Annotated in this window: 10 protein-coding genes; 6 read left to right on the top strand and 4 right to left on the bottom strand. The window is 39.8% G+C overall.

Annotated features, from left to right (window positions below; genetic code table 11):
- Positions 1 to 3: 3 nt before the first annotated feature.
- The 5 genes from EWM59_RS01225 (at position 4) to EWM59_RS01205 (ending at position 8,229) form a co-directional block, all read left to right on the top strand.
- Entirely contained in the window at positions 4 to 1,167 is a 1,164-nt protein-coding gene (locus EWM59_RS01225) for a Gfo/Idh/MocA family protein (RefSeq protein WP_130019123.1), read from the top strand.
- Between the two features lie 56 nt (positions 1,168 to 1,223).
- Positions 1,224 to 2,708, top strand: a complete 1,485-nt coding sequence (locus EWM59_RS01220) for a sugar ABC transporter ATP-binding protein (RefSeq protein WP_130019122.1) — start codon at positions 1,224 to 1,226, stop codon at positions 2,706 to 2,708.
- Positions 2,695 to 3,633: an ABC transporter permease gene (locus tag EWM59_RS01215; RefSeq protein ID WP_130019121.1), complete on the top strand. Its 939-nt coding sequence runs from the start codon at positions 2,695 to 2,697 to the stop codon at positions 3,631 to 3,633. Before EWM59_RS01220 ends, EWM59_RS01215 begins: the two co-directional genes overlap by 14 nt.
- Position 3,634: 1 nt before the next feature.
- Positions 3,635 to 4,552, top strand: coding sequence for a sugar ABC transporter substrate-binding protein (locus tag EWM59_RS01210; protein WP_130019120.1), 918 nt, complete (start codon positions 3,635 to 3,637; stop codon positions 4,550 to 4,552).
- A 410-nt stretch (positions 4,553 to 4,962) separates the two neighbouring features.
- Positions 4,963 to 8,229: a glycosyl hydrolase gene (locus tag EWM59_RS01205; protein ID WP_130019119.1), complete on the top strand. Its 3,267-nt coding sequence runs from the start codon at positions 4,963 to 4,965 to the stop codon at positions 8,227 to 8,229.
- A gap of 101 nt (positions 8,230 to 8,330) precedes the next feature.
- Here EWM59_RS01205 and EWM59_RS01200 read toward each other — a convergent pair whose 3' ends face one another.
- From EWM59_RS01200 to EWM59_RS01185, 4 genes are all read right to left on the bottom strand, one after another.
- The gene (locus tag EWM59_RS01200) at positions 8,331 to 10,580 is read right to left on the bottom strand and encodes a xanthine dehydrogenase family protein molybdopterin-binding subunit (RefSeq protein WP_130019118.1); all 2,250 of its coding nucleotides are present in this window, start codon (positions 10,578 to 10,580) and stop codon (positions 8,331 to 8,333) included.
- A 31-nt stretch (positions 10,581 to 10,611) separates the two neighbouring features.
- The gene (locus tag EWM59_RS01195) at positions 10,612 to 11,067 is read right to left on the bottom strand and encodes a (2Fe-2S)-binding protein (RefSeq protein WP_130019117.1); all 456 of its coding nucleotides are present in this window, start codon (positions 11,065 to 11,067) and stop codon (positions 10,612 to 10,614) included.
- 102 nt (positions 11,068 to 11,169) lie between these two features.
- A complete protein-coding gene (locus EWM59_RS01190) occupies positions 11,170 to 11,607 on the bottom strand; it encodes a nuclear transport factor 2 family protein (protein ID WP_130019116.1) in 438 nt (145 codons plus the stop codon).
- Between the two features lie 32 nt (positions 11,608 to 11,639).
- On the bottom strand, positions 11,640 to 12,089 hold the full coding sequence (locus EWM59_RS01185) for a nuclear transport factor 2 family protein (protein WP_130019115.1): 450 nt from the start codon (positions 12,087 to 12,089) through the stop codon (positions 11,640 to 11,642).
- A gap of 170 nt (positions 12,090 to 12,259) precedes the next feature.
- Between EWM59_RS01185 and EWM59_RS01180 the strand changes: the two genes are divergently transcribed.
- Positions 12,260 to 13,165 (top strand): helix-turn-helix domain-containing protein, encoded by a 906-nt coding sequence (locus EWM59_RS01180; RefSeq protein WP_130019114.1) that lies wholly within the window; start codon positions 12,260 to 12,262, stop codon positions 13,163 to 13,165.
- Positions 13,166 to 13,334 lie beyond the last annotated feature (169 nt).

Genomic DNA, 13,334 nt, shown 5'->3' with positions numbered 1-13,334 from the left:
AAAATGTCAACAAAGAAACAACTCAGAATAGGATTAATAGGAACGGGTTTTATGGGAAGAACCCACTCCAATGGCTATAACCGTGTACCAAACTTTTTCCCGGAATTAGAATTTACCCCTGTATTGAAGGCCGTTTGCTCAAGAAATGCCGAAAAAGTACAGGCTTTTGCCGACCAGTGGGGTTATGAATCTATCGAAACAGATTGGAAAGCACTCATTGCCCGTGATGATATTGATGCCGTAGATATTTGTACACCTAACGACAGTCATGCAGAAATTGCGATTGCTGCTGCCAAAGCAGGAAAAATGATTTTGTGCGAGAAACCACTCTCCCGTAACCTGGCAGAGGGGCAGGCAATGGTTGATGCGATTGAAAAAGCTGGTGTGCAAAGTACAGTATGGTACAATTACCGTAGATTGCCTGCCGTAACTTTAGCCAAACAAATCGTTGATTCGGGTAAATTGGGTAAAATATACCATTACAGAGCCAATTTCTTACAAGACTGGACAATCAGTGCCGACCTTCCGCAAGGAGGTACAGGCTTGTGGAGAATGGACTCAGAAGCAGCAGGTTCTGGTGTAACCGGAGACCTGTTGGCCCACTGTATTGATACCGCCATGTGGTTGAATGGTGCTATTACAGACGTTTCGGCAGTAACCGAAACATTCGTAAAAGAACGTATGCATCAGTTAACTGGTAAAGTTCAGCCTGTGGGTATTGATGATGCCTGTATTTTCCATTGTCATTTTGCCAATGGTTCGTTAGGGCTTTTTGAGTCAACTCGCTACGCACGTGGTCATAAGGCACTTTATACTTTTGAAATCAACGGAGCCGATGCTTCTATTCGTTGGGATTTACATGATTTGAACCGTCTGGAATATTTTGACCATCGTGATGAGTCTATTGTACGTGGCTGGCGTTCAATCATCGTAACTGATGGCGACCAACCTTATATGAATAAATGGTGGGTTGGTGGCTTAGGCATCGGCTACGAACACAGTTTTATCCATCAGGTAGCCGACTTCTTGAAAAGTCTGGAGGCAGGAACACCTTGCTCACCGACTTTCAAAGAAGCATTGCAAACCCAGAAAGTTTGTGAAGCTGTTATTGAATCGGCTAATAGCAGAAGTTGGAAAGACACCAATGTAGATGGTGATTTTGTTTAAATCAGCGCACTAAAATAACGATGCTGGCAAGGTAACTTGTCAGCATTTTTTAATCTATGAGTCAGAAACCCATCCTTGAAGTACAGAATCTTTGTAAATCTTTTTCAGGAATACGAGTGTTGGATAATATCACTTTTAATCTTGAAAAAGGTGAAGTGCATGCACTGATGGGTGAAAATGGCGCAGGAAAATCAACATTCATGAAAATTCTGATGGGATTATTGACACCTGATTCCGGTGAAATAATTTTAGATGGAGAACGAATTGAGTGCAGCAATGTTCATGAAATGTTGAAAAAAGGAATCTCAATGATTCATCAGGAAATATTGATGGTTCCTGAGTTAACTGTTGCTCAGAATATTTTTTTAGGAAAAGAACTTCATCGTTTCAGTTGGTTAGATGAAAATACTATTTACAAAAAAACCAGAGAGCTACTCAAAACCCTGAATGTTAACATTGATGCGAAGGCAAAAATGAAACACCTGAGCATTGCCGATAAGCAAATGGTAGAAATTGCCAAGGCTATCTCAAACAATGCCAAAATCATTATCATGGATGAGCCAACCTCGGCACTTTCTGACAAAGAGGTTTCTACCCTTTTCAACATCATCAAAGACCTGAAGAATAAAGGCGTTGCCATTATTTATATCTCCCATAAAATGGATGAAATCTATCAGATTTCAGATAGAATAACCGTTTTGCGAGACGGCCAATATATTGCTACAAAAGCTGCATCGAATCTGCCTATTAAAGACCTCATCTCGATGATGGTAGGTAGAGAAATTGAAGATATTTTCCCTGAAACTGAACACCAGACAGGTAAAACAATTATCAAAGTTGAAAATCTGAGCCAAAAAGGAAAGTTTGAAAATATCAACTTTGAAGTAAAATCAGGTGAAGTCTTAGGAATTGCTGGGCTTGTAGGTGCGGGACGCACTGAAGTTGCCCGTGCAATAGCCGGATTAGATGAATTTGAGGAAGGAGAGATTCTGATTGCCGATGAAAAAGTAAAGGTTCAGTCTCCAAAAAATGCCATGAAACTGGGCATTGGCTATGTGAGCGAAGACCGTAAAGCATTAGGTTTTATTCCGCATTTGTCGGTCAAGCAAAATATAAGTTTATCATCATTGCCAAGCTTGTCGAATAAGTGGTTCATTTCAGATGAAAAAGAAAGTGCGCTGGCCAATTCAATGAAGAACAACTTGAAAATCAAGGCTTCGGGCATCAATCAGAAATTGATGTATTTAAGTGGAGGGAATCAACAAAAAGTGGTTATTGCTAAGGTTTTAGCATCTTCGCCTCAGATTATTATTTTAGACGAACCTACCCGGGGAATTGATATAGGAGCAAAGTTTGAGATTTATAAATTAATTAATGAGTTAAAAAGCAAGGGTTTAGCCATCATTCTGATTTCATCCGAACTGCCTGAGATTTTTGGCATGAGCGACCGGATACTCGTGCTTTCAAAAGGCAAACAAACAGCATTATTAACCAAACACGAAGCTACCCAAGAAAAAGTTATGCAGTATGCAGTACATTAAAAACCTAAGACAATACGGTATCCTTATTGCTTTTGTGGCGATTTGTCTTACCCTGAGTTATATCAGTCCCCAGTTTCTGACAGTTTCTAACTGGTCAATTATTTTTACGCAGGTTTCCATCAATGCCTTATTAGCTTTTGGGGTTACTTTTGTTATCATTACAGGCGGCATCGACTTATCTATTGGTTCAGTTGTGGCAGTTTCGGGAGTGGTAGCGGCCTTATTGGCTCGTAACGATAACTATCCTGTTATTGTACCTATTCTTGGCGGATTATCGGTAGGCTTACTATTTGGGGCATTAAACGGCTTTTTAATTACCAAAAGTAAAATTGCTCCATTCATAGTAACTCTGGGTATCATGACTATTGGCAGGGGTTTAGCCCTCATTATCAGCAAAGGTCGTCCTATCTCCAATCTTTCAGAGTCTTTTAACTTTATTGGCGGTGGTGATATAGCTGGTATTCCGTTTCCGATAATCATCTTATTCATCGTATTCATTATCTGCTCGATTGTCTTAAAGAAAACGATTTTTGGCCGATACGTGTATGCTGTTGGCGGAAACGAACAAGCCTCCTGGGCATCGGGTATTAGTGTGAATCAGGTAAAAATAGCCGTGTATTCACTCTGTGGCTTATTGGCAGGGTTGGCAGGCATTTTATTGACTTCGAGAATCACTACAGGACAGCCCAATGCAGGTGCAAGTTTTGAATTAGATGCTATTGCGGCGGCTGTAATAGGTGGTTCAAGTACATCGGGAGGTGTAGGAAGTATTCAGGGAACACTTTTCGGGGTAATTCTCATCGGCGTTTTAAATAATGGATTAGACCTACTCAATGTGAGTTCATATTACCAGCAGGTAGTAATGGGCGTTATCATCATCGGGGCCGTTTTATTAGATAGTTGGAATCAAAAAATTAAAGATTAATATGAAAAAACTCATCCTTTTTGCCGCCATTTCAACGCTTCTTTCCTGCGATTCTGCTACAAAAGAAGAAAAGACAAAAATTAAAGTAGGAGCAACTATGCTCAGTATGCAAAACGAATTCATTGTCAACATCAGTGATGAAATGGAGAAAAAGGCCGATGAATTAGGAATAGAATTGATTTTAGTCGATGCCGAACATTCTCCTTTAAAGCAGATTGAACAGGTTGAAAGTTTTATCTCGCAGAAAGTAGATGTAATTATCATGAACCCTTGCGAGGTAGAAGCAAGTTCACCAGGCGTTACCAAGGCTTTAGCGGCAAAAATCCCCATCGTTAATGTCAACTCAGCCACAAGCACCGCTCCTACCGCTTTTGTGGGTTCAGATGATAGAGAATCAGGCAGAATTGCCATGAAATATATTGCTGAAAAATTAGGCGGAAAAGGAAACGTAGTCATGATTCATGGTTTTATGGGACAAGCCGCACAGATTCAGAGAGAAGAAGGAGCTAAAGAGATTCTGAAACAATACCCCGACCTGAAATTAATAGCCAATCAGACGGCAGAATGGGATAGAGCCAAAGGAATGGACTTAATGCAGAACTGGATTCAGTCTTATGGCACAAAAATAAATGCTGTCTTTGCACACAACGACGAAATGGGTCTGGGAGCAGTAAAGGCCCTACAAGCAGCGGGTATGAAAGATAAAGTAGTAGTAGTAAGCATTGATGCCATTCAGGATGGACTGCAAGCCGTTAAAAATGGTTCTTTAGATGCAACAGTCTTTCAGAATGCCCAACAGCAAGGCGCAGGAGCCATTGAAACAGCTTTAAAATTAGCCAAAAAAGAAGTTGTCGAAAAAGAAGTAATGATTCCATTTCAGTTAGTAACGCAAAGCAATATCAGTGAGTTTTTGAAATAATTCCAGGTCTCAATCTTTGTAATGTCTTACCCTGAAAAAGTCAACTAATTAGAGAACTATAATTTTCTCAGAGGCCATTCAATAATTTGCCATTATTGAATGGCCTTTTTTTATTCAATTAATAGCCTTATTAATCTGACAGACAATAGCATTCCGAATATAGTCTGGCTTTCCTTTCTGTACCTGATGATGCTTAAATTCAGGCTAATAACGCCATTGCGAATAAATAATTCAGCCTGAGATAATACAGGTTAGTACATGAGAGTTAATCTGTTTTTTTATACTATTTTTCTAAAAAATAGTACAATTCTGTCTTCTATATTAATTGGTATTATGATTTGAAAACTGTCTTCAACCTCTTATTTACCTGTTTTTTTAATACTGAAGCATATAGTAAACCCTATCATTCTATGATTGTAGATATAAAAAAAATTATCGCAGGAATTCTCCTAATTCCAAGTCTGGCTTTTGCGCAAAGTCAGCAATTAAAAGATTTTCAGACACCTCCCAACGCTGCCAAACCAAGAGTATGGTGGCATTGGATGAACGGCAATATTACCAAAGAAGGTATTAAAAAAGACCTTGACTGGATGAAACAGGTAGGTATTGGCGGATTTCAGAACTTTGACGCCAATCTGATGACACCTGTAGTAGTGCCTAAAAAACTGGTTTTTATGCAACCCGACTGGAAAGATGCGTTCAGATTCACCACCGAATACGCAGATAAAAACGGGCTTGAAATGGCAATTGCAGGTTCGCCGGGTTGGAGTGTAACAGGTGGCCCCTGGGTAAAGCCTGAAGATGCCATGAAAAAATATGTCTGGACAGAATTAAAAATTGAAGGTGGCAAACCGTTTGCCGGAAAATTGCCGCAACCATCGGGCGTATTGAGTAATTTTCAGAATGTTGAGGTTTTTGGCGAAGGTTTATCAGGAGGATTTATAGGTACAAAACCTGATTTTTATAGAGATGCCTTAGTAATTGCTTACCGGATTCCGGCCAAAGAAAAAACTTTGGCAGAACTTAACCCTAAAGTAACATCAAGCGGAGGCGAGTTTGGCCTTAAAAAACTCACTGATGGTGATTTAAGTATCTCAATGCAATTACCGCCCAAAGCCATAGGTGAAGACATCTGGATTCAGTATGAGTTTGAATCACCACAAACATTTAAGGCATTGTCAGTAGTAGGGGCAAATCATGGACCTCTGGAACAATTTAGCGGCAGTTCTGAAAACAGGTCTCTGCAAGTGAGTGATGATGGTATTAATTTTAAAGAAGTCGTTAAGATACATGGCAGTGCTGTTCCACAAACTACAGTTAGTTTTCCGCCAACTACGGCAAAATATTTCCGGTTTGTGTATAAAACGCTTGCGGCCTCTGCGGGATTTGCAGCCATGATGGGTGGTAATGCAGGCCCTCCAAAACCTGAGGGCGTGGGCGTAGCAGAATTTGTTTTATATACTACCAGCCGTATTGATAAAGCCGAAGACAAAGCAGGTTTCTTACCGTGGGCAGAAACCACTCCCTCCTATTTACCTGATAATACAGATGCTATTCCCACAGAAGATGTGATAGATATAACGACTAAAATGAGTGCAGATGGTACTTTAAACTGGACCGCCCCGGCAGGCAACTGGATGATTGTCCGTTTAGGGTATTCGCTCACAGGCCGACAAAACCACCCTGCTTCACCGGAAGCAACAGGGTTAGAGGTGGATAAGTTAGACAAAGACGCCGTAAAAAGATACATCAACACCTATCTGGATATGTATAAAGATGCCACAGGTGGTATGATGGGGGCAAAAGGCCTGCAATACATGGTGCTGGATAGCTATGAGGCCGGACACATGAACTGGACAAAAAATCTGCCGGAAGAATTTAGAAAAAGACGGGGATATGACTTAACCAGATGGATTCCTGCCTTAACGGGTAGAGTCGTGAAAAGCGTTGGAGATACTGAAAAATTCTTATGGGATTTCCGTAAAACTATTGGTGAAATGATAGCAGAATATCATTATGATGTGATAGGCGATGAACTCCATAAACGGGGAATGAAACGTTATACAGAGTCGCACGAAAGCAGACGTATTTATCTGGCTGATGGGATGGATGTAAAACGGAACGCAGAAATTCCGATGGCAGCTATGTGGACACCCGGTAGCTTGGCAGGCGGAGCTAATGAAGAACCAAGAAGTGAAGCCGATATTCGTGAATCTGCCTCTGTAGCTAATATTTATGGCAAACCCTTTGTGGCGGCAGAATCAATGACTTCTATACAGAATGCTTTTTCATGGCATCCCGAAAAATTGAAACGTACGGCTGACCTTGAAATGGCATCAGGATTAAATCGTTTTGTGATTCATACTTCTGTACATCAGCCCTTAGATGACAAAAAACCAGGCTTTTCACTTGGGCCATTCGGACAGTATTTCACCCGTCAGGAAACATGGTCAGGCGCAGGAGCCAAAGCCTGGATGGATTATCTCGGTCGAAGCTGCTATCTGCTTCAACAAGGTAAAAACGTGGCTGATATTCTGTATCTCTACGGAGAAAATACCAATATTACCTGGATTGCCAGAGAAAAACTGCCTGATATTCCGGCAGGATTTGAATATGATTTTGTGAATGCTTCGGCTTTGCAGAATGTCATTCAGACAAAGAATGGCCAATTAATTGCTACCAGTGGGAATACTTATCAGGTATTGATGTTAGATGAATCTACAAAGTCTATGACCTTATCAGTACTGAAAAAAATCAAAATTTTAGCAGATGCCGGAGTAAAAGTCATAGGTGCAAAACCGGAAAAATCACCGACTTTAACTGATAATGAAGCTGAGTTCAGGAAATTGGCTGATGAAATCTGGTCGAAAAACAACGTAACAAGCTTTGATAAAACCAATTTGAAACCTGATGTGATTATCAACGGTGCCAGGAGTAAAATACTTTTCCGCCACCGTCAGAGTGCCGACCAGGATATTTATTGGTTAAATAACCGTGGAGCAGAGCCAACCGATGCCGAGATAAGTTTCAGAGTCAAAGGAAAGGTGCCGGAATTGTGGAATCCGCAAACGGGAAAAACAGAGAAGGTTTCTTATAAAATAGCTAATGGCCGAACCATTATTCCATTGAAGTTTGAATCGTGGGATGCCTATTTCATTGTTTTCAAAGGTGCTACCACCACTCAGGGTTATACCAAAGCAGTAACCAATGAAAAATTGATTACACCCATCACAGGTACATGGAAAGTAAATTTTGATAATAAAACTGTTGCGCTTGAAAAACTTAATTCGTGGTCTGAAAACGCTGATGCTGACATTAAATATTTTTCAGGTACTGCTACTTACGAAAATACATTTAATGTGCCTGCTGTTGATAAAGCAGGGAAATATATCATCGATTTGGGTGAGGTAAAGAATATAGCTGAAGTAATTGTGAATGGTAAGAATATAGGCACTGCCTGGAAAACGCCTTTCAGATTAGATATGTCGGAAGCCGTAAAAACAGGCGAAAATAATATTCAGATAAAGGTTACCAATCTTTGGGTGAATAGGTTAATTGGCGATGCACAGCCAGATGCCAAGAAAACAACCTTTACTACTATGCCTTTTTACAGAAAAGAATCACCTTTATTGCCCTCGGGCTTGTTAACTTCGGTAAATGTATATCTCATAAAATAGCCATTTGCAGAAACCTAGAAATGAGCTTTATCTCATATAAAACAAGAGTCATCCCAAATTTCAGGATGACTCCTGTTTTGCAAAACTCTCTGTTCAACTAATCAGGATTTGAGTAGTTCTGACTTAAAGGGCATATTATAATGTCTCTTGCCTGTATTTTTATAAAGGGCATTGGCAACGGCGCCAAAAACAGGTGGAAATGGCGGTTCACCCAAGCCTGTCGGGTCAATATCGTTCTGAACAAAATGGACATCTATTCTTTTAGGTGCCTCATGATGCCTGATGATTCGATACGTATGAAAATTATTTTGCTCGGCTAATCCATTTTTATGCGTAAGTCCTCCATAAAAGGCATTACCTATGCCATCTACCACAGCCCCCTGTACCATGTTAGAGGCAGCATCAGGATTGACAACAATTCCACAATCAATGGCGCTTGTTACCTGCTCTACATAAGGTTCATCATCTTTTCTTATAATATCTACTACATGAGCAGCGTATGAATTATGGCAGAAATAAGCAGCAATACCCCGGCTATACTTCCCATTTTCAGGTTTACCCCAACCAGATTTGTCTCTTGCCAGTTTCAATACTCCGGCATAACGGTCAGGGTCATAATCGTTGTTTTTCCCTACAGGGTTTTCTTTGGCGCGTTTCAACAGTTCTAAACGAAACTCAATCGGGTCTTTCCCCATAGCTTCAGCCAACTCATCTAAAAACGATTGCTCGGCTGCTGCATTAAAGTTTGAACGGGGAGCTCTGAATGCCCCAATGGTAATATTGGAAGGGATTTCCCAACCTTCAGCCAGATAATGTTCTACTGCTCCTGCCGGAAAACGATTGGCAGCAATCGGATGTTCTGGTATTCCTCCTCCTTTCACATGAAAAGCAATCAGATTTTTGTTGGCATCTAATGCGGCACGGTAAGTAGCCGTGTACATCGGCCGATATATACCATAGGTCATATCATCTTCACGGGTATAAATCATTTTCACAGGAGCTTTTACCTGTTTTGAAATCAAGGCTGCTTCAACCAGATAGTGCCCATAGGCTCTGCGCCCAAAGCCGCCCCCCATGCGTGTCATCTGAATTTCAATCTTATCGGCCGGAAGATTTAATCTTTTTGTTAAAGTAGGCTCTATCAAGGCAGGGGCTTGCAAAGGGCCTGCCAGTACTGCTTTTTCGTCTGTAACATGCGCAAAAAAGTTCATAGGCTCCATACAATTGTGTGCCAGAAACGGAGCATTATAAGTACGTTCTACCACATAGGCAGCATTCTTAAACATGGTTTCAGGGTCGCCGTCTTTTCTCAGAACTGTTGCCGGTTGTTTGGCCCTTACCTGCATTTTCTCCAAATGGCTGCTTGTACTTTCAAGACCACCCGGTACCAGTTGCTCATTTTTGTTTCCACGCATATTTACCATTTCTTTGGTATCTGTGGTTACTTCCCATTCTACTTTCAGCTTTTTGCGGGCATTCATTACTTCCCAGGTCGAATTGCCTACTACGATTACTAATTCGTTGAAAGTCCGTGTATCAAACATCTGTTTTTCAAATCCTTCCGGAAATACCTGAATTGAGAAAACATGCTTGATTCCGGGCATTTTCTGTACCTCTGAGGCATCAAAAGACTTTAATTTCATACCAAATGCCGGAGGATGTTGAGCCATAGCAATCAGCATTCCTTCATGGTGGTAATCAATACCGAAAAGTGGCTTACCGGTAACTATCTTTATCCCTTCAACATTTTTCTTTGAATTTCTGACAATTGAAAAATCTTTGGGTGATTTCAATTTTACCTCTTTCGGCACCGATAGTGTAGAGGCTTTAGCCGCCATTTCGCCATATCTGGCAGATTTTCCACTTTTGTGATATAAAACTCCGGCTTTTGTAGTTATTTCACCCACCGATACTCCCCAGGTTGCTGCGGCAGCTTCAACAAGCATCTGACGGGCAGATGCCCCTGCATTACGCAAAGGTTTCCAATATGACCTGACCGACTGGCTACCTCCGGTAAATTGCGAGCCAAATTTCATATTATCGTGTGGGGCCATTTCTACCACTACATTTTTCCAGTCTGCATCCAGTTCTTCGGCTATCATCATTGGCAATGAAGTCATGACATTCTGCCCAAACTCCGGATTCGGACACATAATTTTTATTACATTATCAGCCGTAATCTGAATGTACCCTGTAAGTTGGTTCAATTGTTCGGGCAGATTTAACTCTTTTAGTTTGTCTGCAGGTTTGAATCCTGACAACCAGGTAAAACTTAACATGAAGCCACCTCCGGCCAATGCTGAAGATTTTAAAAAAGAGCGTCTGCTATAGGTTGATTGCGTTTTTTCCATTTGTTCGATTATTTACTGATTACAGAAAAAATTATTTCTTTGCAGCCGTCTTTATGGCCTCTTTTATACGAAGATAGGTACCACAACGACAGATATTGCCACTCATACCCAGTTCAATTTCTTCTTCTGTCGGATTAGGTTTTTCACGCAGCAAGGCTGCTGCTGACATAATCTGCCCTGCCTGGCAATAGCCACATTGTGCCACATCATGTTCAAGCCAGGCTTTCTGAACCGGATGCGTAGCTTTTTCTGATAGACCTTCAATTGTGGTAATTTCTTGTTTGCCGATAGACGAAACAGGTAGCTGGCACGAACGAACTGCCGTGCCGTTCAGGTGTACGGTACAAGCACCACACAAGCCCATGCCACAACCGTACTTAGTGCCGGGCATCTGCAAATGGTCTCTTAAAACCCATAATATCGGTGTATTTGGGTCAGCATCTACCTGTCGGCTTTTACCATTGATTTTTAAATTATATTTAGCCATAAATGTCAGTATTAAAATTTGAGTAATGCCATGTAAAAATAATTCAATATTCTCTAATAAAACTTACATTTTTCAAACGGATGCTTACGAAAATCAAACAAATCAAGGAGTCATCAGTCTGGTAAAAGAAAGTGAACCCATTTTCCAGGCACCGTCCTTTTTAATATACACTTCTGTTACTATAAATGGATTGGTTACCTCATTGCTGCCGATAACAGCTAATAATGTAATTCGATTCAATAAAATAGCTGTATTATCAATAATTTTAACAGAAACCTCGTGTATATCAGCTTTTTTGTAGTGAATACCGCCGCTTTTGATAATATCTATTTCACGGTCTTTCCCCCATGAACCTCCCATGTGCACAAAGACCGATTTTTCATCAAATAGTTTTGTCAAAGCCTCTACATTTTTATCGGACATCCATTGCCATTTGTTTTTTGAAAGAGTAATGATTTCCTGTTCTGCTGCTGAGTTTTGTGCAAAAGATATATCGGCAATCAAAATGAGTATAAGTATTCCTAAAATTGATTTTTTCATATAATTATTATTTAATTTATATGGTATCCGGTCTATTTTTTAATCTGATGCGTGTCTCTTACACTACTGAATGTTAAGGCCAATAGTTTCCAATCTTTCCCTTGTTTCTGGTAAACTTCAGTTACCGTAAACTCTGTTTTGGCCTCTGTCTCCCTAACTATAGCTTCAAGTGTTATTCGATTCCAGACAATGGCCGTTTCTCCAAAAAGTTCAATAGCTGAATCATGAACATTAGCTTTCTTATACCAGATACTTCCTGTTTTAATTATTTCCAGTTCCTCATCCTTTTTCCATGTTCCGCTCATATGAACAAATTTTGCCTTAGTATCGAAAAGTTTTTCGAGCTTAACCACATCTTTATCTGCCATCCACTGCCACTTATCTTTAGATAGCTGCATAATTTTTTGTTCTTCAGAAGATTGCGCAAACGACCATGAAATATTGAAGAAGAATATTACTAATCCTATGATTTTGTTTTTCATTTTTAATATTGTTTATTTTTAAGGGTTCTTTGCAAAGAATTACAAATACAAAGTTCTTAGAATCTTCTTTTACCAATAGTATACAAATTACTGTTTTTACTACCATTTTTACTGATAGGCACAAAATAAGTTTGATATAGTGCTAAATTTATACCCAAATCATAATCAGGATGGAAAATACTTTAAACATTAACGATATAAACGAGTGGAATGCCTTTAATAATCAAAAAACACTGCACCCTTTGGTGAGCGTAATTGATTTTTCAAAAGCCAATCCAAGAGATTGGGGAGATGCTGAGTCTATCAAGTTTCATTATGGTTTATACAGCCTCATTCTGAAAGATGTAAAATGTGGCGACATGCGATATGGACGTAATTATTATGATTATCAGGCAGGCACATTACTATTTTTCGCTCCGGGTCAGATTGCAGAAATAAAAAATACAGGTGCATATCAGCCATCAGGCGATGGATTGTTTTTTCATCCGGATTTTCTGAGAGGTACAGCTCTTGGTAAAAATATGCAGGATTACAAGTTTTTCAGTTATCATACCAACGAAGCATTACATTTATCTGACGACGAAAAACAAATGGTTTTAGCATGTTTCTCAAAAATAGAATCTGAATTAAAACAGCCTATCGACAAACATAGCAAGAAGCTCATTGCTTCAAATATCGAACTACTTTTGAATTACTGTGAACGCTTCTACGACCGCCAGTTTATTACAAGAGATAATGCGAGTAAAGGTATTTTAGAAAAGTTTGAAGAATTAATCAACGGTTATTTTTTATCTCATAAACCTCAGACAATAGGCTTGCCATCAGTAGCCTATTTTGCTGATGAATTGCATTTATCGGCCAATTATTTCGGTGATTTAATAAGAAAAGAAACAGGTCAAAGCGCCAAGGATTTTATACTGAATAAAACGATTGAAGTAGCTAAAAATAAAGTGTTTGAAAGCAATAAAACTGTCAATGAAATTGCCAATGAATTGGGGTTCAAATATCCACAACATTTCAGCCGATTGTTTAAACAAAAAGTAGGATTAACGCCAAATGAGTATCGAATGAACTGAGTGTATAGTTAGAAACTTTATGAGTTAATCTTATTCTGTTCAAAATAATTTTTTTTCACAAATCCTGCACCATCAAAATCCCGAGCGGCGTCCTCTCATTTAGCTCAGTTCCACTACGGCTACTAAACTCCGGTTTTGCTACCATGTCGGCGGTTCGACTTGTATTTGC

Source organism: Emticicia agri, from assembly GCF_004168285.1.
Classification (GTDB): domain Bacteria; phylum Bacteroidota; class Bacteroidia; order Cytophagales; family Spirosomataceae; genus Emticicia; species Emticicia agri.
This window is presented reverse-complemented; position numbering and strand designations above follow the sequence as displayed.